Annotated in this window: 17 protein-coding genes; 2 read left to right on the forward strand and 15 right to left on the reverse strand. The window is 73.0% G+C overall.

Annotated elements, in window-relative coordinates; all coding sequences use genetic code 11:
* Positions 1–2: 2 nt before the first annotated feature.
* Positions 3–3,563, forward strand: coding sequence for a WD40 repeat domain-containing serine/threonine protein kinase (locus tag ACIBHY_RS15780; protein WP_397306992.1), 3,561 nt, complete (start codon positions 3–5; stop codon positions 3,561–3,563).
* Between the two features lie 20 nt (positions 3,564–3,583).
* Here ACIBHY_RS15780 and ACIBHY_RS15785 read toward each other — a convergent pair whose 3' ends face one another.
* Both ACIBHY_RS15785 and ACIBHY_RS15790 read right to left on the reverse strand, forming a co-directional pair.
* Positions 3,584–5,131 (reverse strand): Na+/H+ antiporter, encoded by a 1,548-nt coding sequence (locus ACIBHY_RS15785; protein WP_397242794.1) that lies wholly within the window; start codon positions 5,129–5,131, stop codon positions 3,584–3,586.
* A gap of 96 nt (positions 5,132–5,227) precedes the next feature.
* On the reverse strand, positions 5,228–6,442 hold the full coding sequence (locus tag ACIBHY_RS15790) for a hypothetical protein (RefSeq protein ID WP_397306993.1): 1,215 nt from the start codon (positions 6,440–6,442) through the stop codon (positions 5,228–5,230).
* Positions 6,443–6,680: 238 nt separating this feature from the next.
* On the opposite strand from ACIBHY_RS15790, the gene ACIBHY_RS15795 reads away from it, so the two are divergent.
* Positions 6,681–8,651: an ATP-dependent DNA helicase gene (locus ACIBHY_RS15795; protein ID WP_397242790.1), complete on the forward strand. Its 1,971-nt coding sequence runs from the start codon at positions 6,681–6,683 to the stop codon at positions 8,649–8,651.
* 566 nt (positions 8,652–9,217) lie between these two features.
* Here ACIBHY_RS15795 and ACIBHY_RS15800 read toward each other — a convergent pair.
* From ACIBHY_RS15800 to ACIBHY_RS15860, 13 genes are all read right to left on the reverse strand, one after another.
* Complete coding sequence (locus ACIBHY_RS15800) at positions 9,218–9,976, reverse strand: SGNH/GDSL hydrolase family protein (RefSeq protein ID WP_397242788.1); 759 nt, start codon at positions 9,974–9,976, stop codon at positions 9,218–9,220.
* Complete coding sequence (gene aroQ, locus ACIBHY_RS15805) at positions 9,976–10,407, reverse strand: type II 3-dehydroquinate dehydratase (protein ID WP_397306994.1); 432 nt, start codon at positions 10,405–10,407, stop codon at positions 9,976–9,978. The genes ACIBHY_RS15800 and aroQ overlap by 1 nt, the downstream gene beginning before the upstream one ends.
* Positions 10,404–11,474 carry a 3-dehydroquinate synthase gene (aroB, locus tag ACIBHY_RS15810; RefSeq protein WP_397242784.1) on the reverse strand — a complete coding sequence of 357 codons (1,071 nt, stop codon included), beginning with the start codon at positions 11,472–11,474 and terminating at the stop codon, positions 10,404–10,406. The genes aroQ and aroB overlap by 4 nt, the downstream gene beginning before the upstream one ends.
* Positions 11,471–11,971 carry a shikimate kinase gene (locus ACIBHY_RS15815; RefSeq protein WP_397242782.1) on the reverse strand — a complete coding sequence of 167 codons (501 nt, stop codon included), beginning with the start codon at positions 11,969–11,971 and terminating at the stop codon, positions 11,471–11,473. The genes aroB and ACIBHY_RS15815 overlap by 4 nt, the downstream gene beginning before the upstream one ends.
* Positions 11,968–13,149 (reverse strand): chorismate synthase, encoded by a 1,182-nt coding sequence (aroC, locus tag ACIBHY_RS15820; protein ID WP_397242780.1) that lies wholly within the window; start codon positions 13,147–13,149, stop codon positions 11,968–11,970. Before aroC ends, ACIBHY_RS15815 begins: the two co-directional genes overlap by 4 nt.
* A gap of 43 nt (positions 13,150–13,192) precedes the next feature.
* Positions 13,193–13,828: a prepilin peptidase gene (locus ACIBHY_RS15825; RefSeq protein WP_397306995.1), complete on the reverse strand. Its 636-nt coding sequence runs from the start codon at positions 13,826–13,828 to the stop codon at positions 13,193–13,195.
* Between the two features lie 163 nt (positions 13,829–13,991).
* Positions 13,992–14,519, reverse strand: coding sequence for an SseB family protein (locus ACIBHY_RS15830; protein ID WP_397306996.1), 528 nt, complete (start codon positions 14,517–14,519; stop codon positions 13,992–13,994).
* A 72-nt stretch (positions 14,520–14,591) separates the two neighbouring features.
* Positions 14,592–15,515, reverse strand: coding sequence for an LD-carboxypeptidase (locus tag ACIBHY_RS15835; protein WP_397242774.1), 924 nt, complete (start codon positions 15,513–15,515; stop codon positions 14,592–14,594).
* The gene (locus ACIBHY_RS15840) at positions 15,512–16,702 is read right to left on the reverse strand and encodes an ABC transporter ATP-binding protein (RefSeq protein WP_397306997.1); all 1,191 of its coding nucleotides are present in this window, start codon (positions 16,700–16,702) and stop codon (positions 15,512–15,514) included. The genes ACIBHY_RS15835 and ACIBHY_RS15840 overlap by 4 nt, the downstream gene beginning before the upstream one ends.
* Positions 16,695–17,651: an ABC transporter ATP-binding protein gene (locus ACIBHY_RS15845; protein WP_397306998.1), complete on the reverse strand. Its 957-nt coding sequence runs from the start codon at positions 17,649–17,651 to the stop codon at positions 16,695–16,697. Before ACIBHY_RS15845 ends, ACIBHY_RS15840 begins: the two co-directional genes overlap by 8 nt.
* Positions 17,644–18,465 (reverse strand): ABC transporter permease, encoded by an 822-nt coding sequence (locus tag ACIBHY_RS15850; RefSeq protein ID WP_397097458.1) that lies wholly within the window; start codon positions 18,463–18,465, stop codon positions 17,644–17,646. Before ACIBHY_RS15850 ends, ACIBHY_RS15845 begins: the two co-directional genes overlap by 8 nt.
* Complete coding sequence (locus ACIBHY_RS15855; RefSeq protein WP_397306999.1) at positions 18,462–19,418, reverse strand: ABC transporter permease; 957 nt, start codon at positions 19,416–19,418, stop codon at positions 18,462–18,464. The genes ACIBHY_RS15850 and ACIBHY_RS15855 overlap by 4 nt, the downstream gene beginning before the upstream one ends.
* Positions 19,411–21,222: an ABC transporter substrate-binding protein gene (locus ACIBHY_RS15860; protein ID WP_397242766.1), complete on the reverse strand. Its 1,812-nt coding sequence runs from the start codon at positions 21,220–21,222 to the stop codon at positions 19,411–19,413. The genes ACIBHY_RS15855 and ACIBHY_RS15860 overlap by 8 nt, the downstream gene beginning before the upstream one ends.
* Between the last annotated feature and the right edge of the window lie 93 nt (positions 21,223–21,315).

Genomic DNA, 21,315 nt, shown 5'->3' on the forward strand with positions numbered 1-21,315 from the left:
TCGTGAACGGGGAACCGCTGCGGCTGGGGGAATACTGGCTGGCCGGCCGGCTGGGAGCCGGTGGCCAGGGCGTCGTCTACGAGGCCTACGACGAGGCGGCCAACAGGGTGGCGGTCAAGGTCCTGCACGCCTACCTGTCGGGCGACTCCGCGCTGCGCAGGAGGTTCCTGCGCGAGGTGCGCGCCGCCCAGCGCGTCGCCTCCTTCTGTACCGCCCGCATCATCGACCACGACCTGACCGGGGAGCGGCCTTACCTGGTCACCGAGTTCGTGGCCGGTCCCAGCCTGCGCAGAGCCGCGCCGTTCACCGGCGACGCGCTGCACCGGCTGGCGCTCGGCGTGGCCACCGCGCTGGCCGCCATTCACCACGCCGGAGTGGTCCACCGCGACCTCAAACCGGAGAACGTGCTGCTCGGACCGGACGGCCCGCGCGTCATCGACTTCGGCATCGCCCGCGCGGCCGGCCTGTCGATGACCTCGACCGGCGAGCTGACCGGCACGCCCATGTACATGGCGCCCGAGGTCTTCTCCGGCGGCCGGGCCGAGCCCGCCGCCGACGTCTTCGCCTGGGGCGCGCTGGTCTACTTCGCCGCCGCCGGCCGCGACGCCTTCACCGCGCCGACGACGGTCGCCGTCATCAACCGGCTGCTCAACGACGAGCCCGACCTGACGCCCGTGCCCGCGCCGCTGCGCCCGCACGTGGCCGCCGCGCTGGCCAAGGACCCGGAGCTGCGGCCGAGCGCGCACGACCTGCTCAGCGCGCTGCTCGGCGCCTCCATGGCCGAGGAGCCGCTCATGGCCTCCGCCGCGCGGGAGGCGGCCAGGGTGCGCCCGCCCGAGGAACTGGCCGGCGAGCCCGCGCTCGGCCTGGTCGCCGAGCAGGTCTACGCCGCGCTGCCGCCCGCCGAACGCGAGCTGGCCCGCCAGGTGCTGCTGCGCCTGGTCGACGTGCGCGAAGGCGAGGAAAGCCCGCGCTCGGCCACGCTCGGCGAACTGCTCGACGGCCGCCCCGCCGCCGAGCCCGTGCTGGCCGAGCTCGAACGCGCCCGGCTGATCGAGCGCGGCCCCGACACCGTCTGCCTGGGCCGTCCCGCGCTGCTGCGCGCCTGGCCACGCCTGCACGAGTGGGTGGCCGGCGACCGCGCGGCCCTGGCCCGCCACCGCAGGCTCGGCGAGGCCGCCCGCCGCTGGTCCGCGCACGGCCGCCGCGACGAAGACCTCTTGCGGGGTACGGCCCTGCGCGAGGCCGTCGACCGGCCCGTGCCCGGCCACCTCACACTGAACGCCACCGAGCGGGCCTTCGTCGAGGCGAGCCGGAGCCACGACCGGAGCAGGGCCAGGCGGCGGCGCCTGGTCACCGGCGGCGTGGCCGTCCTGACGATCACCGCGCTCGTGGCCGGGGTCCTGGCCTGGCAGCAGACGCGGCTCAGCCAGGCCAGCGGAAAGCAGCTCGCCGACAAGCGGGCCGAGGAGCGGGCCAGGCTGGTGGCGCTCCAGGCCGACGGGCTGCGCCAGACCGATCCGGCCAAGGCGATGGCGTTGAGCGCGGCCGCGTACCGGATCGCGCCCGTGCCCGAGGCGAAGGCGGCGGTGCTGAGCTCGCTCGCCCAGCCCGAGACGCACACCTTCAAGGATCCTTTGCTCACCAACACCGGACGGGCGCTCAGCCTCGACGGCTCACTGCTGGTGAGCGCCGGGGACGACCGGGTGCGCGTCTACGACGTGCGCAGCGGCGCGGTGCGGCGGGAGTTCGGCGGCGTCGGGCCGGGACCGTTCCGCGCGGCGCTGTCGCCCGACGGGGACACTCTCGCGCTCGGCGCCTCCGGCAGGATCCGGCTGTGGAGCCTGCGCACCGGCAAGCTCGTGGCGCAGGACCGGTCGAAGGACGTGCTCGGCACCGGTGCCAACATTCCCGGATCGCTGCGCTTCAGCCCGGCGGGCGGCTACCTGGAGGTGACCGCCAACCAGGGCGGGCCGTTCATCGGGCTGTGGAGCAGGGCGGCCGGCACATTCACCCGGCACGGGACCGGCGACCAGGAGGTGGGCCCAGGCGACCGGTTCACCGTCATGGACGACACCGGCGAGGAGGAGGGCGGCAGCGCGGTGCGCGAGCTGCCCTCGGGCCCGGCCAGGAAGCTGCCGCGCCGGCTGCCCGGCGCGGTGGCCGGCATCACGCCCGACGGCGCCGCCGCCGCGGTCTCGGAGGAGGACGACCTGGCCCTGGTCAGGCTCGCCGACGGCAAGCGCGTGCGGGACTTCCCCGGCGAGGCGCAGACCGCCGACTTCTCCGCCGACGGGGCGTACATGGTGACGCTCAGCCACCTCAGCGACTACGGCGTCGTGGAGACCGCGCCCTCGGTCGTCACGCTCTGGCGGGTACGCGACCGGGCCAGGCTGATGCGGTTCACCACGACCGCGCCCCTCACCCAGCGGCCCGCGCTCAGCGCCGACAACCAGCGGCTGACCCTGCTCGACGACGGCGGCCGGGCCACCGTCTACGACCTGGCCCAGTACACCGGCGGAGAGCGCGCGGTGCCCGCCGGGACCACGCGGCTGCGCATGACCGCCGACGGGAGCACCGCCTACGGGCTGGTCGGCTCCGAGGCGCGTTCGTGGGCGCTGCCGTCGTTCACGCTGGCCCGCCCGGCGATCAAGGCGTTCGGCAAGCTCGAGTTCGGCCTCGAACCCGACCTCGCCCTCAGCCCCGACGGCCGTACTCTGCTCACCGTCGTCCCCAACGACCAGACCACGCCGATCCAGGTGTGGGACACCGCGACCGGCCGCCGCACCGGGGTCATCAAGCGGCCTCAGCAGGGCGTGGCCGACAACATGGGGCGGATGGTGTTCAGCCCCGACGGGCGGTGGGTGGCGATCGGGTTCATCTGGTCCAGCGACTACCCCGGGACCGGGCACGTGGCGCTCGTGGACGTGCCCGGCCGCCGGATCGCCAAGGTCTTCGGGCCGGTCTCCTCCCAGGACCTGTCGTTCAGCGCCGACGGGCGCCACCTGCTGGCCGGGGACTCGGTGCGGGTCGACGTGATCGACCTGGCCGCGATGACGGTCCTGCCCAGGACGTCGGGGCCCGGCACCGTCGCCAGGCTGTGGATGGTGCTCGACCGCTCCGGCAGGCGCGGGGCCTCGCCGTACGGCGGGGCCGGGGTGGCCCTGTGGGACGCGGCCGCGTGGAAGCCGGCGGGACAGGTCTTCCAGGTGGCGGGAACGGTGCGCGCGGCCGCCTTCTCCCCCGACGGCGGGACGCTGGTACTCGCGCACGACGAGCAGCTGACCGTCTTCGACCTGGGCACCGGCCACCAGCTCGGCGCGGCCCGCACCGTGGCCGCCACCCGGCCGGAGATGGACGATCTGGAGGCGGCGCCGCGCCTGGCCTTCCTGCCCGGCGGCGACCTGCGGGTACTCGGCTACGACGGGACGCTGCGCGACCTGCCGGTCAGCGCGGAGCGGGCGCTGCCCCAGGTGTGCGCGCGGATGGAGCGGCCGCTGTCACGGGCGGACTGGCGCGCGTACGTCGGCGACGATCTCCCCTTCAGCGACCCCTGCGCCTAGCTGATCTCGGCCAAGTACACCTAGCGCTCCAGGATCGCCTCCTCGAAGTCCAGTTCCGCCATCATCCTGCGCATCACCTCGTCGTCGATGCGCCGCTCGTTGCGCAGCCTGACGAACACCTCGCGCTCGGCCACCAGCATGTCGCCGCGCAGCCGCCGGTACAGGGCGCTCGGCGTCTCCGAGCCGCCCTGGGCGGTGCCGCCGCCGAGCCGTTCCCACGCCGACATCGCCCGCCGTTCCGTCTTCTGGCGCAGCTGGCCGACCACGTCCTGGGTGATCTCGTCCAGCTCGTCGTCCGGCGGGAGCTGCCTGTTCAGGGCGTCCAGACCGGCCTGGATGGCGGCCTGCTTGGCGGCGGCCTCGCCGAGGTTGTCCTCGTAGACCTCGTTCTCGCTGGTCACCCTGAGGCGGCGGATCAGCGTGGGGAAGGTCAGCCCTTGCACCAGCAGCGTCCCGATGACCGTGGTGAACGTCAGGAAGATCATCAGATCCGCGCCCTCGAACCCCTCCGGGATGGCGAAGGCGGCGGCCAGCGAGACCACGCCCCGCATGCCCGCCCAGCCCACGATCACCACGTTCGGCCAGGGCGGCCGGGACTTCTGCAGGTAGGAGGTGGGAACGACCCACACGAAGCGGGCCACCACGGCCGCCGCGAACACGGCCAGCGCGTACCCGGCCAGCTGCCAGCCCGTGTACTCCTTCGGGATCACGTACGTGAGCTGCAGCCCGATGAGCGCGAAGACGATGGTCTCCAGGAAGAAGTCCACCATCTTCCACACCCCGGAGGCGACCAGCCGGGTGCCGAACCCCTGCCGGTGCATCCGAGCCCCCAGATAGAGGCCGACGATCACCACCGAGATCACCCCGGAGGCGTGCACCAGCTCGGCGGCCAGATAGGCGCCGAACGGGATCATCAGCATGATCGTGTTCTCGACCAGCGCGTCCTTCAGCCGGGGCAGCAGCCATCCGAACACCAGCGCCAGCGCCACGCCGATGACCACGCCCACCACCGACGCGTACAGGAACTGCCCGACGGCGCCGGTCAGCTGGAAGACCGTGCCGGTGGCCGCGCCGATCGCCACCCGGTAGGCGGTCAGCGCGGTGGCGTCGTTGAACAGGCTCTCGCCGATGAGGATCGTCAGCGTACGGCGCGGCAGCCCCAGCCGGCGCGCCACGGCGACGGCGGCGACCGCGTCCGGCGGGGCGATGATGGCCCCGAGGGCGAAGGCTGCGGCCATCGGCAGCGCCGGGACCAGCAGGTGCACCACGTACCCGACCACGACCATGGTGAACAGCACCAGCCCGACCGACAGCAGCGCGACCGGCCTGGTCACCTCGCGCAGGCGCAGGTAGGAGCTGTCGAGGGCGGCCGAGTAGAGCAGCGGCGGCAGGAAGACCAGCAGCACGACCTCGGAGTCGAGCGGCACCGGCGGCACCAGCGGCGAGGCGACCAGCCCGGCCAGCACCAGCAGCAGCGGCGCCGGCCAGCCTCTGCGCCTGGCGACGGCGGCCACCAGAAGCGCGCCCGCGGCGACGAGCAGCAGGCGCAGGGCCATCTCCGGGTTCACGGCAGCCTCCTCGGAACGGGCGGTGACACGCTGTGTCACATGGCATGATGCCCGATCAGGAGGTCGTCGTGGATCTCCCCGCCGACGCGCCGCGGCTCACCACTCGCGCCGGTCGCCCCGGTCGTCGTACTGCTGCTCGGGGCGCAGCCGCTCGCCCGTGGAGAACATCGGGTCGCCGACGTAGGGCCGGGTGATGTCCGGTTCCTGGTGGTGCGGCGGCACCGGGTTGCTCAGGGCCAGCAGCGGGTCCACCGGGTTGGCGGCCGGCGCCTGGTAGGGCTGGTGGTCGCCCGAGTGGTAGTCCTGCTGGGCCCGCCGTCCGGCGCCCGGGATGCCGTGCATGGGCGTGCCGAGCCCGGCCGTGCCCTGGCCGCGTTCACGCTGGTGCTGCGGCTGCTGCTGGTAGGCGGCGGGCGCGGCGTGCTGGCCGGTCGCGTACGGGTCCGGCTGCGGGGTGTACTGCTGGTTCGTCTGGTAGTGGCCGCCCTGCTGCTGCTGGTGGTACGGCTCGGCCGCCTGCGAGGGGAAACCCAGCGGGTCGGTGGACAGCGGGGCCTGCCGGTGGCGGGACTCGGTGGCGGGCAGCTGGTAGAACGGGTCGGCCTGGGCGGCGGGCTCGGCGTACTGCGGGCCGGTGAAGGGCTGCTTGACCGGCTGGGTCTGGTCGGGGTGGTAGCCGGACCGGTCGCCGTAGTGCTGCTGGTCGCCGTAGGCGGGCGTGTCGTTGTACAGCGGCGTGTCGTTGTAGGCGGGTTGCCGCTCGCCATAAGGCTGCTGCTCGCCGTAGGACTGCTGCTCGGCGTACGACGGCTGGTCGCCGTAGGTGGGCTGGTCGCCGTAGGCGGGGCGCTGCTCGCCGTACCCCGGGATGGGCATCTCGCGCGGCGGGGTGGTGTCGTAGGAGGCCACCAGCTTGTCCGGCGGCGCGGGAGCTCCCCTGGCCACCAGGACGTCGTTGGGCGACAGCGCCGCGGTCGGGCGCTCGTCGGCGTGGGCCTGGGAGTAGTGCGGTGGCTGCGGGAGCCCGCTCTCCGGCGGGCGGTGGTACTGCCCGGTGCCGGGGATCGCCTCGGGGTCGTGCGCGGGCACGGCGGGCTGCTCGCCCGTCGCCTCCGCGAAGCCCTCGTCGAGGGTGTCGAGCAGGCGCCCGACGTCGTCCATGGGCATGCGGAAGGAGGCCGTGCACATCTCCCCACGCCATAGGCTGAGAACGAGCGTTCCCTCGTGCCAGGTGACCCGGAGACACCGCTCCTGGCCTCGCGCATCGAAGAACACCTCGCCGAACGACGGCAACGGGACAACTTCCGACATGGCAGACATACTGCTTTAACCAGCCTTTATTCGTCCACTCAACCCCGGAAAACCCTACTGAACCGGCCGACCCAAACCCACCGCAACCCCCTCTGATCACGTTAGGAAGATCTTTCTTGACCGGTTGGGATTCCGACCGCAAGTGTGCCATGCGAGATGCCCGACCGGTTCGGTAACGCCGGGATGCGTCCATTCGATCACTCCCCGACTACCTCGGAAATGCCGGTAGCTTTGTGGGGTGCCGGACTCCCATCTGCCCCCAGTCGAAGAGCTTCTCAGCGCCGCCGTCACCGCCCTCGGAGGGAGCGAGCGGGCCGGCCAGATCGAGATGGTGCGGGCCGTCCAGCGGGCCATCGACACCGAGGAGCACGTGGCCGTCCAGGCGGGCACCGGCACCGGCAAGTCGCTGGCCTACCTCGTGCCCTCGATCCGCCACGCCATGGGCACCGACTCCCCCGTCGTCGTCTCCACCGCCACCATCGCGCTGCAGCGCCAGCTCGTCGACCGCGACCTGCCCCGCCTGGCCGAGACGCTGGCCAAGGAGCTGCCCCACGAGCCGTCCTTCGCGATACTCAAGGGCCGGCGCAACTACCTGTGCCGCTACAAGGCCACCGCCGGCTGGCCGGAAGAGGACGAGCAGGACCAGCTCTTCGACCCGCGCGAGGTCAGCGCCACCGGCCGGATGGTCCAGCGCATCCAGGAATGGGCGGAGGAGACCGAGACCGGCGACCGCGACGAGCTCGTGCCCGGCGTCAGCGAGCAGGCCTGGCGGCAGTTCTCGGTGAGCGCCCAGGAGTGCCTGGGCGCCCAGCGCTGCCCGAGCGGCGCCGAGTGCTTCGCCGAGATGGCCAGGGCCCGCGCCGGCGAGGTCGACGTCGTGGTCACCAACCACGCGCTGCTGGCCATCGACGCCATGGGCGAGATCCCGGTGCTGCCCGAGCACGAGGTCGTGGTCGTCGACGAGGCCCACGAACTGGTCGACCGGGTCACCTCCGTGGTCACCTCCGAGCTGTCGGAGGCGTCGGTCTCGCTGGCGGTGCGCCGCGTGGCCCGCCTGATCGACCAGCCGGTCTCCGACCAGCTCATGGAGGCGGGCGAGGATCTCAAGGCGCTGCTGGCCGCGGCGCCGGCCGGCCGTATCGACGAACTGCCCGAGGTGCTCGGCCTGACGCTCGCGCTCGTGCGCGACTCGGCCGCACGATGCGTGACCGCGATGGGTCCGCGCGGCGCCGACAAGGACGACCCGGAGCGCGCCGGGCAGCGCAAGGCCGCGTTCAACGCGCTCGACGAGGTCCACGACACCGCCGTACGCATGCTGGAGGCCTACGGCCACGCCGCCGAGGAGGACCGCGCCGAGGTCGTCTGGCTGGAGGACGGCAACGACCGCCGCCCGCCCGTCCTGCGCGTCGCGCCGCTCAACGTCGGCGGCATGCTGCGCGACAAGCTCTTCGGCGAGCGCACGGTCGTGCTCACCTCCGCCACGCTCGCGCTCGGCGGCACGTTCGACGGCATGGCGCGGCAGTGGGGCCTGACCGACGACAAGGGCTGGAACGGCCTGGACGTCGGCTCCCCCTTCGACCACCCCCGCGCCGGAATCCTCTACGTCGCCAAGCACCTGCCGCAGCCCGGCCGCGACGGCCTGCCGCAGCAGTACCTCGACGAGATCACCGAGCTGATCGAGGCGGCCGGCGGGCGCACGCTGGGCCTGTTCTCCTCGATGCGCGCCGCCAAGGCCGCCACCGAGGCGCTGAGGGAGCGGCTGGACGTGCCGCTGCTGTGCCAGGGGGACGACTCGACGATGCTGCTGGTGAAGCAGTTCGCGGAGTCCGAGCCGACCTGCCTGTTCGGGACCCTGTCGCTGTGGCAGGGCGTCGACGTGCCCGGCCCCTCGCTGCGGCTGGTCATCATCGACCGCGTGCCGTTCCCGCGGCCTGACGACCCGCTGACCTCGGCCCGCCAGCGCCACGTGCAGGCGCGCGGCGGCAACGGCTTCATGACCGTGGCGGCCACGCACGCGGCCCTGCTGCTCGCGCAGGGCACGGGGCGGCTGCTGCGCTCCATGGACGACAAGGGCGTGGTGGCGGTCCTCGACCCACGCCTCGCCACCGCCCGCTACAGCGGCTTCCTCCTCGGCTCGCTTCCCCCGTTCTGGCGCACCACCGACCCGGCCGTCCCCCGCGCCGCTCTGAAGCGCCTCTCCGGCGCTTAAGGGCTTTCCATCCGTTACGGCGAGCCGCCCCACCCGCCACCCGCCGACGTGCGCGGGCGCAGATCGGGGGGATCGCTTCTCACGCCGGACGGGCCGACCACCGTCACGGCGCCCTCTTGGCCCGCGCCAGGGCGCCGAAGACACGAGCCGCAGCGTTACGGGCACAAGACGAGGCGCATCGTGCCGGGTCCCGAAGGGCGGCGAGGCGCGTGTCCGCGGGGCGCCATAACGGATGGAAGCCCTGAAGAGGAGAAGAGGGAGGGTGGTGGTGGGGGGGGGCCCCCCCCCCCCCCCCCCCCCCCCCCCCCCCCCCCCCCCCCCCCCCCCCCCCCCCCCCCCCCCCCCCCCCCCCGGGGGGGGCCCGGGGCGGCCCGGGGGCCCCCCCCCGCCCGGCCGCCCCCCCCCCCCCGCCGGGGGGGGGGGGGGGGGCGGGGGCCCCCCCCCCCCCCCCCCACCACGCTCCCTCGGTCAGTACACGTCGAGTCAGGCACGTCGCCGTGCTCTGCCCCTCCAGTCCCGACGGGAAGAGAGCCTAGGAGACGCCGCTTTTGATTGGCTTTTTCGCCCTATGACCAGGGGGTCAGGTCAGGGCGTTTCGGGAGGACGCCATCGCCTGAGCTGGTTCCGCGCAGGCGGCGGGTGACCCAGGGCATCAGGTGCTCCCTGATCCACTGGGCGTCCTCGCGCCGCTTGGCACGGGGGTCCAGCGCGCGCTCCGGCCACTCCTTCTGCCACGACTCGTCGAACGGCACCCCGAGCACGTCCAGGACCCGGGCGGCGACCAGGCGGTGGCCGTCCTCGTTCATGTGGAGGCGGTCGGCGCTCCATGCCCGCCAGTCGCGCAGCCCCTGCATGGACCACTGGTCGACCAGGCGGCAGCCGTACAGGTCGGAGATGGAGCGTACGTGCAGGTAGAAGACGGCGAACTTGCCGCGCATGTGGCGCATCAGCGGGGTGTCGCGCGGGTCGACGCCGGTGAACAGCAGGACGTCGGCGCCGGCCGCGCGCAGGGTACGGGCGGCGGCGGCGAGCTTCTTGGCCATCGTGTCGGGGTCGCTGCCGGGGCGCAGCAGGTCGTTGCCGCCCGCGCACAGGCTCACCAGGTCGGGGGCCATCTCGGCGGCCACCGGGACCTGCTCGGCGACGATCTGGTCCATCAGCTTGCCGCGGACGGCGAGGTTGGCGTACCGGAAGGCGGGGTGGTCCACGGCGAGGCGCTCGGCCACCCGGTCGGCCCAGCCGCGGTAATGACCGTTGGCGCCGGGGTCGTTCAGGCCTTCGGTGAAGCTGTCGCCGAGCGCGACGAAAGAGCCGTAGTGCCGCATTACTTGCTTGCCATCTCCATGATCGCGTGCAGGGCGAGGACGTAGGAGCGTAGCCCGAACCCGGCGATCGTGCCGGTCGCCACACCGGCCACCACCGAGTTGTGGCGGAACTCCTCCCGCGCCGCGGGATTGGAGATGTGCACCTCGACCAGCGGCGCGGTGCGCTGGGCTATCGCGTCGCGCAGGCCGTAGGAGTAGTGGGTGAACGCGGCCGGGTTGAGCACGACCGGGATCCCGCCGTCGGCCGCCTCGTGGATCCAGCCGATCATCGTGGCCTCGTCGTCGGTCTGGCGTACCTCGACCTCGACGCCGAGCTCGCGGCCGGTGGCCCGGCACAGCTCGGTCAGGTCGGCGAAGGTCTCGGCGCCGTAGACGTCGGGCTCGCGGGTGCCGAGGCGGCGCAGGTTGGGGCCGTTGAGCACGTAGATCATCGCGCGATCTCCTTGTACGCCGCCGCCAGCAGTTCCTCGGCCGGATCCTCCAGGCGGCCCGGCTTGGCCAGGCCGTCCAGGACGACGAAGCGCTGCTTGGCGCCGCGGTTCTTCTTGTCCATGCGCATGTGCTCGCGCAGTTCCGGCCAGGCGTCGGCGCGGTAGGAGGTCGGCAGGCCAACCGAGGTGAGGATGCTCCTGGTCCGCTCGACGAGGTCGGCCCGGCCCGACAGCCGCGACAGCTCGGCGGCGTACATCATGCCGATGGCCACGGCCTCGCCGTGACGCATGAGGTAGTGCTCGTGCCGCTCGATGGCGTGGGCCAGCGTGTGGCCGTAGTTGAGGATCTCGCGCAGGCCCGACTCGCGCAGGTCGGCGCCGACGACGTCGGCCTTGACCTGGATCTTGCGCTCGATGAGCTCGCGGGTGTGCTCGCCCTCGGGCCGGGTGGCCGCGTCGGGGTCGTCCTCGATCAGCATGAGGATCGTGGGGTCGGCGATGAACCCGCCCTTGATGATCTCGGCCAGGCCGGCCACGTAGTCGGCGCGCGGCATCGACGGCAGCGTCGCCAGGTCGCACAGCACGCCGGCGGGCGGCAGGAAGGTGCCGACGAGGTTCTTGCCCTCGGGGGTGTCGATGCCGTTCTTGCCGCCGACCGCGGCGTCGACCATGGCCAGCAGCGTCGTCGGGACGAGCACGACCTTGATGCCGCGCAGCCACGTGCCCGCGACGAACCCGGCCAGGTCGGTGGTCGCGCCGCCGCCCACGCCGACGACCGCGTCGGAGCGGGTGACGCCGTAGCGTCCGAGCGCCGACCACAGCCCGGCGGCCACCTCGACGCTCTTGGCCTGCTCGCCGTCGGGCACCGGCAGCTCGACCACGTCATAGCCGGCCCCGGTCAGCGCCTCACAGACCGGACGGGAGATCTCGGGCAGCGTCGAGGGGTGCACGACCGCGACCGTGCGCACGCCCTCGCCCAGCAGGCCGGGCAGCTCGCCCAGCACGCCGGTGCCGATGACGACGTCGTACGGGCTGTCGCCCTTGACGGTGATCCTTCCGACGCTCACGCCCCGAGCCCCTTCACGATCTCCTCGACGAGCTCGGCGGGCTCGCGCCCGTCGGTGGCGACCGTGAGGACGGCCAGCCGCTCGTAGATCGGGCGCCGGGCCTCCATGAGCTTCTTCAGCTGGCTGCGCGGGTTGAGCACCAGCAGCGGCCTGGCCGAGGCGAGCCCGACCCGCTGCACCGCGTCGGTCAGCCCCACCTGGAGGTAGACGACCGGGTGGCCGGCGAGCAGTGCCTGGGTGTCCTCGCGCAGGATGGCGCCGCCGCCCAGCGCCAGCACGCCGTCATGCCCGGCCAGCGCCTCGCGTACGGCCTCGAACTCCAGCTCGCGGAAACGCTCCTCGCCGTCCTCGATGAAGATGTCGCTGACCGGCTTGCCGGCGACCGCCTCGACGTCGGCGTCGGTGTCGCGGTAGCCGACCCCGAGCTTGTCGGCCAGCAACCGGCCGAGAGTGGACTTCCCCGACCCGGGCGGCCCGATGAGTACAGCGCGGCTCATTTGATCACCATTGACGACAGGTAGCCGGACAGGTTGCGGGCGACCTCCTCGACGGAGTCGCCGCCGAACTTCTCGAGCGCCGCGTCGGCCAGCACCAGCGCGACCATGGCCTCGGCCACGATGCCGGCGGCCGGGACCGCGCAGACGTCGGAGCGCTCGTGATGGGCCTTGGCCGCCTCGCCGGTCAGGACGTCGATGGTGGCCAGCGCCCTCGGGACGGTGGAGATGGGCTTCATCGCGGCGCTGACCCGCAGGATCTCGCCGTTGGTCATGCCGCCCTCGACGCCGCCCGCGCGGTTGGTGACGCGCTTGACGCCGTCTTCGGTGGTGTACTCGATCTCGTCGTGGGCGCGGGATCCGGGACGGCGGGCGGTCTCGAAACCGTCGCCGACCGCCACGCCCTTGATGGCCTGGATGCCCATGAGCGCCCCGGCCAGGCGGGAGTCGAGGCGGCGGTCCCAGTGGGTGTAGCTGCCCAGGCCGGGCGGCAGGCCGTACGCGAGGACCTCGACGACGCCGCCGAGCGTGTCGCCGTCCTTGTGCGCCTGGTCGATGACGGCGACCATCGCGGCGCTGCCCTCGGCGTCGGAGCAGCGGACCGGGTCGTCGTCGATGCGCTGGAGGTCGCCGGGGCCGGGCAGCATCTCGGCCGGGGTGCGCGCGCCGCCGATCTCGGTGACGTGGCTGACGATGTCGACGCCGAGCGCCTGCTTGAGGAAGCGCCTGGCGACCTCGCCGAGCGCGACCCGGGCGGCGGTCTCGCGGGCGCTGGCCCGGTCGAGGACGTTGCGGGCGTCGTCGAAGCCGTACTTCTGCATGCCGGCCAGGTCGGCGTGGCCGGGGCGGGGACGCGAGCGGGGCGCGTTGCGCGCCATGCCCGCCAGCTCGGCCGGGTCGACCGGGTCGGCCGCCATGACCTTCTCCCACTTGGGCCACTCGGTGTTGCCGACGCGGATGGCGACGGGGCTGCCCATGGTGCGGCCGTGGCGCACACCGCCGGCGATCGTCACCTCGTCCTGCTCGAACTTCATCCGGGCGCCGCGCCCATAGCCGAGGCGGCGGCGGCGCAGCGCCTCGTCGATGGCGGCCGTGGTCACCTCGACCCCGGCCGGCAGGCCCTCCAGGATGGCAACGAGTTCGGGGCCGTGGGACTCTCCGGCGGTCAACCAGCGCAACATGCCCCCAAGTCTTCCATGCGTGGCAGTGTGCTGATGTCGGTGTTCAGTTGCCGAGACAGAGCGCGCCGAGCGCCCCGAGCAGCATGAACGGCCCGAACGGGAACTGGGTGTCGCGCCCGCCCCGTTTGGTGGCCAGCAGCCAGACGGCGTAGAGGGCGCCGAGGAGCTGCCCGCCGAGCGCCGCGGCCACCCACTGCTCCCAGCCGAGCGCGCCCGCCGCCATGCCGATCAGCCCGGCCAGCTTGACGTCGCCGAGGCCCATGGCGGTCGGTCTGGCGAACCACAGCACGCCGTACAGGAAGGCCAGCGCGGCACCGCCCAGCAGGGCCCGCGCCACCTCGCCGGTGGGAACCAGCGTGAGCGCCAGCAGAGGATAGGCGGGCAGCGTGAGCACGTCGGGCAGCCGCGAGGTACGCCAGTCGACGACCGCCAGCGCGATCCCGGCCAGCACGAAGAAGAGGTACGGCAGGCCCGCCCGCCAGACCACCAGCGCGCAGATCACGGCACCGGCCAGCTCGAACCAGGGCGGGAACCGATACCGCGGCCACCGCGCCAGCGCCCGCCTGGCCTCGGCCCGCGTGTCGGCGGGTTCGGCCTCGAACCCGTCGGCCATCGCCCGGACGTACCCGCCCCAGAGCAGCCCGGCGAACGCGCTCACCGCTATGAGGAGGCCGCCCACCCTCCGAGCGTAACCACGCGCCCCCACCCCGCACAGCCGAAAGAGCCGGCCCGTGCGCACAGGCGCAGAGGCGGTCTTCTCATCGGCGAAGAGCCGCCCGTCGCACCCGCGACAGGCTCGGCACGCGGCGTCCATCCACCGGCCCCCGAGCGGGGCCATGCGGCTAGTTCCGGCGCCAGGGCCAGCGCAGGCCGCGCCTGGCCGGTTCGAGGCGGGCGACGGTGACGCCCTCCGCGGTGGCGCCGGTGGCGATCGCGGCGAGCGCCGCCAGCACTTCGCCCTCGATGACGAAGGACACGGGGCCGGCCACGTCCACCACCACGGCGGCGGCCTTCTCCGCGGCGGCCGCCCGGCACACGTCGAGGGCGCTCACCTGGATCGGCCGCGCGTCGGGCCGCCACAGGGCGAGCGACCGCGCCGAGGTGAAGGCGAGCACCGCCTCCCGCCCGTCCTGGCCGACGAGCTTGGGCAGTGCCATCTCGCTTTCCTTCTCCTGCCTGAGCCCGTGCTCGCCGACCTCGGAGGAGGTCAGCAGCGCCACGACGGGCACCAGCAGCCGCGCGCCGCTCAGCGCCGACAGCACCTGGGACGCGTCGGCCTCGCCCGCCGCGTAGGCGGACAGCGCGGCGGCGACGGCGGCGTCGGCGCTGCCGTCGTCATCGGGTACGAGGGGCTGCGGAATGCTCGGCACAACGCACGAGGTTACGCCCTGCCGCGCCCTGCCGTCGCAGGGCACCGGCACGACGCGGCAGGGCGCGGCGCGCTACGCCAGGGCGGGCTTGAGCAGGGTCAGCACCCCGGCGTCGGCGTCGAGGCGGGCGGGCACGCCGACCGGGTAGGTCTGCATGGGGACGTTGTGGCCGATGTCCGCCCCGGCCAGCACCGGCACGCCGAGGTCGCCGAAGCGGTCGGCGAGCAGCCGTTCCACGTCACCCGGGTCGCCGCACTCGGTGAACGTGCCGAGCAGGATCCCGGCCACCCCGTCGGTGTAGGTGGAGCGGCGCAGCTGGGTGAAGATGCGGTCGAGGCGGAAGGTGTATTCGTCCACGTCCTCCAGGAACAGGATGGCGCCCTTGGCGGGCAGCGAGGTGTCGGTGCCGACGCCGGCGGCCAGCAGGCTGGCGTTGCCGCCGACGGTGACGCCTTCCGCCACACCGGGCACGATGGCGCGCGCGCCTGCGAAGCGCAGCTCGGTGACCGGCGTGGTGATCATGGCCATGAGCTTGTCGAAGGCGTAGGAGCCCGCGCCCTCGTGGAAGGCGTCGCAGGCGACCATCGGCCCGAAGAAGCTGCCCCACCCGAGCTTGACGGCCACCGCCTCCAGCAGCGCGGTCACGTCGGAGTAGCCCGCCACGACCTTGGGCGCCGCCGGGTCGATCCGCGACCAGTCGACGAGCTCCAGCGTGCGCTGGGCGCCGTAGCCGCCGCCCGCCATGAGCACTCCCGCGTACGCGGGGTCGGCCAGCGCCCTGGTGAGGTCGGCGGCGCGCAGGGCGTCGTCACCGGCGAGGTAGTCGAAGCCGGTCCCGGCGGCCCGCGCGGAGTCGAAGACCTCGGGCTCCAGCCCGAACGCCTTGAGCGCCGCGACGCCGCCCGCCAGCTTGGTCTGGTTGCACGGGCTGGAGGCGACGATGACGGCGACCCGGTCGCCGGGGCGCAGGGCGGGCGGGGGGATGAGGCGGTTCACTGAGGTACCTCCGAACAGGCCACGGAATCGGCCGGGGACAGGACGGGCAGATCGATCGTTTCGCATCCGGCGACACGGACGGGACACCTGGGGTGGAAGCGGCATCCTGCGGGCACGCGGGTGGGGTCGGGCGGTTCGCCGGTCAGCACGATCCGCTGGGGCGAGTCGGGCAGGACCGACAGCAGCGCCCGGGTGTAGGGGTGGCGGGGCCGGAGCAGGACGTCCTCGACGGTGCCGGTCTCGACGATCCTGCCCAGGTACATGACCGCGACCCTGTCGGCGATGTTCCAGGCCAGGCCGAGGTCGTGGCTGACCACGAGCGCCGACAGGCCCAGCTCGTCGCGCAGGGACAGGATGAGCTTGAGGATCTCGCCGCGGACGGAGGCGTCCAGCGAGGCCACGGGCTCGTCGGCGACGATCACCGCCGGGTCGAGGGCGAGCGCGCCCGCGATGACCACGCGCTGCTGCTGCCCGCCGGACAGCTCGTGCGGGAAGCGGCGGTAGAACTCCTCCGGCGGCCGCAGCCCGGCCTTGGAGAGCGCCTCCCGCACCCGCTCATTCAACCCCCCGCCACGCTGTCGCCCCTCGCTCTCACCGCGCGTGCGCCTGTCAGGCTCGCGGGGCGGCCGCGCCTCCCCGGTGCGGGGCGGCAGCTCGTCGCTGTCGTGAGGTGGAAACCCCTCCGGGGCGCGGGACCGCGGCTCTTCGCCCTCGCCTCTGCCGCCCAGCCACGCGGTGTCCTCGGCGTGCGGCGGCCGGTCGCCTCTGCCACGCGGCCGACCGCCTCCTCCGCGCGGCCACTCGGTGTGGAGCGGTCGTCCGGCCCCGGCACGCAGGCGCCCACCACCCTCGCCGTGCAGGCGGGGGCCCTCGGCGACGGCGTCGAAGACGTTCTGGCGGGGGTTGAGCGCGCCGCCGGGGTCCTGGAGGACGAGCTGAACGCGCCGGCGGAAGGCGCGCATGCGGCGCGGGTCCAAGGGCACGCCCTGGTACAGGACCTGGCCCGAGGTGGGGGGCACGAGGCCGACCAGCGCCCTGGCCAGCGTGCTCTTGCCACAGCCGGACTCGCCGATGAGGGCGACGATCTCCCCGGGCCGTACCTGGAGGTTGACGCCGTCGACGGCGCGCGCGGGCGGGCGGCCGCCGCGGGCGGGGTGGACGACGGTCAGGTCGCGGGCCTCAAGCATGGAGCTCTCCTTCCAGCACGCGCACACAGGCCGCGGTCCGCGCGGGTCCGCTCGGCCACAACACGACCTCCCCGGTACGGCAGGCCTCCCCCGCGTCCCCGCACCGGGGCGCGAACGCGCACCCCGCGCCCAGGTCGGCCCCGCGGGGAGGATCTCCGGCCAGGCCCACCGGGTTGCGGCGGGAGCTGGGGTCGCCGATGGCGGGGAAGGCTCCGGCCAGGGCCCTGGTGTAGGGGTGCCGGGGGTCGCCGATGAGTTCGCGGGCGGGGCCCTGCTCGACGATCCGCCCGCCGTACATGATGGCGAGGGTGTCGCAGAGCTGGGCGAGGACGGACAGGTCGTGACTGATCATGATGACCGCGATGCCGGACTCGCGCACGAGGCCGGACAGCAGGTCCATGATCTGCGCCTGGACCATGACGTCGAGGGCGGTGGTGGGCTCGTCGGCGATGATCAGGTCGGGGCGGCAGGCCAGCGCCATCGCGATCATGATGCGCTGGCGCTGGCCGCCGGAGAACTCGTGCGGGTAGCCGCGCAGCCGCTCAGGTGGCAGTCCGACGCTCTCCATCAGTTCGGCGGCGCGCTGCCCGGCCTGCTTCCGGGTGGTCTTGTCGTGCAGCAGAATCGGCTCGCACAGCTGCTCGCCGACGGTGCGCACCGGGTTGAGCGCGCTCATCGCGCCCTGGAACACGACCGAGGCGGCCGACCATCGTACGGCGCGCAGCCGGGCCCAGCGGGCGGTCAGCAGGTTCTCGCCCTTGAAGATGACCTCGCCGCTGACCTGGGCGCTCGCGGGCAGCAGGCGTAGGAGGCCGAGTGCCATCGTGGACTTGCCGCAGCCCGACTCGCCGGCCACGCCGAGGGTGCGGCCGGGTTCGAGGGTGAAGCTGACGCCGCGTACGGCGGGCGTACCTCCATAGGCGACGCGCAGGTCGCGGACCTCAAGCATGCTGCACCATCCGGGGGTTGAGCAGGTGTTCCACAGCGCGGCCCGTCAGCGTGAAGCCGAGCACGACGAGCAGGATCGCCAGGCCGGGCGGCATCAGGTACCACCAGGCGCCGGCGGTGACGGCGCCGCCGGAGAAGGCGGTCTGCAGCATCGAGCCCCAGGTCACGCTGGTGGGGTCGCCCAGGCCGAGGAAGGTCAGGGTGGCCTCGGACAGGATGGCCGACGCGACGGTCAGGGTGCTGGAGACCAGGACGAGCGGCATGACGTTGGGCAGCACGTGCCGGAGCATCACCTGGCGGTTGCCGGCGCCGAGCGCCCTGGCGCGTTCGATGAAGGGCCTGGCCTCCACGGCGAGCGTCTGGGCGCGGACGAGGCGGGCGGTGGCCGTCCAGGAGGTGACGGCGATGGCGATCGTGATGGAGGCGGCGCCCTGGCCGAGCACGGCCGACAGCGAGATGGCGAGCGGCAGGCTGGGCAGGGCGATGAACCAGTCGGTCACGTGCATGAGCGCCTGGCCGACGCGGCCCTGGTAGTGGCCGGCGAGCAGGCCGACGGCGGTGCCGAGCAGGACGGTCAGCGCGGTGGCGATGAGGCCGATGCTCAGCGACTCGCGGCTGCCCCAGATGACCAGGTGGAGGATCGAACGGCCGGCCAGGTCGGTGCCGAGCGGGTAGGCGGCGCTGGGCGGGGCCAGGCGCGGGCCGTCGACCCTGACCACGTCGAGCTGGTCGTCGCCGATGTGCAGCGGGGCGGTCAGGGCCAGCAGGGCGAAGGCTGCCAGCACGCCGATCCCCCAGAGGCCGGAGCGCTTCATTGGACCCGCACCCGAGGGTCGAGGAAGCGGTAGGCGAGGTCGGCCAGCAGGTTCATGAGGATCACGCTCGCGCTGAAGATGATGAAGGTGCCCTGCAGGAGCGGCAGGTCGGGGATCTTGAGTGCCTCGTAGGTGAGGTAGCCGAGTCCGGGCCAGGAGTAGACGGCCTCGACGGTGATGGCCCCGGTCACGAGCGTGCCGAGGTGCATGAAGATCATCGTCACGGAGGGCAGCAGCGCGTTGGGCACCGCGTGCTTCCTGCGCACATCGGCGTCGGTCAGCCCTTTGGCGCGGGCGGTCAGAAGGTATGGGCTGCCGAGCTCGTCGATGACGGACGAGCGCATCACCGTCACGTACTGGGCGAAGACCACCAGCACCATCGTCAGCGCGGGAAGCACCAGGTGGCGGGCGACGTCCAGCACGTGCTCGAGGCCGGTGGCGGCCAGCGACGGGTCGGTCATGCCGCCGCTGGGGAACCAGCCGCTGAACAGCACGAGCAGGATCATCCCGAGCCAGAACGTGGGCACCGACCACAGCGTCAGCGAGGCGCCGGAGGAGACCTTGTCGAACAGGCTGCCGTGCTGCCAGCCGCTGTGCACGCCCAGCCAGAGCCCGAGCACGATGGAGATCGCCGCCGCCGCGCCCATGAGCAGCAGCGTCGGCCCGAGGCGCTCGGCCACCAGCGAGGAGACCGACTGCTGGAACTGCCAGGAGAAGCCCAGCTCGCCGCGGAGCGTGTCGCCGGCGAAGGTGAGGAAGCGGTACCAGACCGGCTCGTCCAGGCCGAGCTGGACGCGGATCTGGGCGAGCTGCTCCTCGCTGGTCGGCCGCCCCCTGGTGAGCGTACGCACCGGGTCGGCCGGCATCAGGCTGAAGATCACGAACCCGATGACCAGCGTGACCAGGAAGCTCACCAGGGCCGCGGCGACCTTCTTGCCGAGGTACCTACTCACGGTCGGCCCCGCCCGCGCGGCGGCGCCAGACGAGCACGCCGCCGAGCACCACGGCCAGGGCGATCCCGCCGGCGACCCAGGTCATGCCGTTCCAGGAGCCCTCGGCCTTGGCCGCCGTCGTCGCGGTGACCGGGGCGGCGTTGAGGTAGCTCCAGAAGGCGGTCTGCGACGGGTGGACGCCGTCGGCGTCCGGCTTGCCGAGCGTGAGGCCGGTGACGGTGTCCTTGCGCGCCACGTCCAGGCCGTCGGCGTAGTAGTAGATCTGGTTGACGTTGGCGGCGTAGAGGATCTCCTGCATCTGGGCGATGACCTTGGCCCGCTCGGCCTGGTCGAACGTGGTGAGCTGCTTCTTGAACAGGTCGTCGAAGGCGGCGTCGCAGAAGAAGGAGTCGGTGTTGCCGCCGGTGCCGTCGTCCTTGGGCAGGGTGCCACAGCTCTGGATGCCCAGCAGGTACGTGGGGTCGGGCCCGGTGGTCCAGGCGTCCATGAGCAGGTCCCAGTCGCCCTTGGCCAGGTCGCTGTTGAGCGCGCTCATGCTGAGCGACTGGATCGTCAGCTTGATCCCGATCTCCTTCATCCAGCCCACCACGTAGCCGGAGATGGCGGCGTCGGCCGCGTCGTCGGAGTGGATGCCGAAGCGGAAGGCGAGCGGCCTGCCGCTCTTCGGGTCGGTGCGCACGCCGTCGGCGCCCTTGGTGTAACCGGCCTCGTCCAGCACCCGGTTGGCCTGCGCCGGGTCGTACGGGGTCGGCTGGGCCGGGGTCCAGAACCACTGCGGCCAGGCCGGCGGCAGATAGCCGTGGCCGAGCCGGCCCACGCCGTCGATCACCTTCGTGACCAGCGTCTGCTTGTCGGTGGCCAGCGCGATCGCCTTGCGCAGCGCGGGGTCGCCGAGTGCCGGGTGGCCCGTGCCGATCTTCTTGCCGGACCGGGTGCGGGCGTTGTGGTTGATCTCCAGGCCCATCCAGCCGTTGCCGACCGTCCGCACCGCCGCGATCTTCGGGTCCGCCTGGAGCGCCTTGAACTGGGTCGGGTTGACGCCGGCCTTGTAGTCGATCTGGCCGCTGCGCAGCGCCGCCACGGCCGCGTCGCCCGACTTGAAGCTCTGCAGCACCAGGGTGTCGAACTTCGGCGGGCCGAGCACGAACTCCTTGTTCGCGGTGAACTTGGCGTACTGCTCCTGCTTGTACTCCGTCAGCGTCCACGGGCCGTAGCCGACCAGCGGGAAGACGTCGTTCTTGACGTCCTTGAGGTTCTTGGCCAGCGGCTCCCAGACGTGCTTGGGCACGATCGGGATGCCGCTCATCGGGTGGCTCACGTACGGCACGCTCGCCTGCGGCGCCTTCGTCCTGATCACGAGGGTCGCCGGGCCCTCGGCGGCGACCTTCTCGAAGTTGGAGACCAGGGAGCCGTTGGCCGTGCCCGCGACCGCGTCCGTCATGATCAGGTTGAGGGTCCAGGCGGCGTCCTCGGCGGTGATGGGCTTGCCGTCACTCCACTTGAGGCCCTCCCGGATCGTGAACGTCCAGGTGAGCCGGTCCGCCGACGGCTCCCACTTCGTCGCCAGGTACGGGCCGGGCGCGCCGCTGGGGTCCAGGGAGTTCAGCGACGGGTAGACCATGCCGAACGTCTCCAGGGCGCCGTTGAAGAACGCCAGGAACGGGTTGAGCGTGTCCACGCCCGAGCCGTCCATGGCGGCGCGGAGCACGGTGGACCGCGCGGGGGGCGCCGCCGCGCCCGCGGGAGCCGCGGGCACGGCGAACGCCAGGGTGAGCGCGCAGAGGCCGGCGCCGATCCGTCTCATGGGGGGTGCTCCTTCCGGTCAGGTGTGAGAATGCTGACCAGATGGAGGGACGACCCCAAGATTCGTGCACGCTTGCGTCCCTGAGCGATGAAA

Source organism: Nonomuraea sp. NPDC050547 (assembly GCF_044457345.1).
GTDB lineage: Bacteria > Actinomycetota > Actinomycetes > Streptosporangiales > Streptosporangiaceae > Nonomuraea.

Bases quoted from the DNA above. Each gene is read 5' to 3' on its own strand.
- ACIBHY_RS15850 (WP_397097458.1), bottom strand. From the start codon at position 18,465: ATGAAGCGCTCCGGCCTCTGGGGGATCGGCGTGCTGGCAGCCTTCGCC.
- aroQ (WP_397306994.1), bottom strand. From the start codon at position 10,407: ATGATCTACGTGCTCAACGGCCCCAACCTGCGCCGCCTCGGCACCCGC.
- ACIBHY_RS15790 (WP_397306993.1), bottom strand. From the start codon at position 6,442: ATGTCGGAAGTTGTCCCGTTGCCGTCGTTCGGCGAGGTGTTCTTCGAT.
- aroC (WP_397242780.1), bottom strand. From the start codon at position 13,149: ATGTTGCGCTGGTTGACCGCCGGAGAGTCCCACGGCCCCGAACTCGTT.
- ACIBHY_RS15845 (WP_397306998.1), bottom strand. From the start codon at position 17,651: ATGCTTGAGGTCCGCGACCTGCGCGTCGCCTATGGAGGTACGCCCGCC.
- ACIBHY_RS15860 (WP_397242766.1), bottom strand. From the start codon at position 21,222: ATGAGACGGATCGGCGCCGGCCTCTGCGCGCTCACCCTGGCGTTCGCC.
- ACIBHY_RS15840 (WP_397306997.1), bottom strand. From the start codon at position 16,702: ATGCTTGAGGCCCGCGACCTGACCGTCGTCCACCCCGCCCGCGGCGGC.
- ACIBHY_RS15800 (WP_397242788.1), bottom strand. From the start codon at position 9,976: ATGCGGCACTACGGCTCTTTCGTCGCGCTCGGCGACAGCTTCACCGAA.
- ACIBHY_RS15815 (WP_397242782.1), bottom strand. From the start codon at position 11,971: ATGAGCCGCGCTGTACTCATCGGGCCGCCCGGGTCGGGGAAGTCCACT.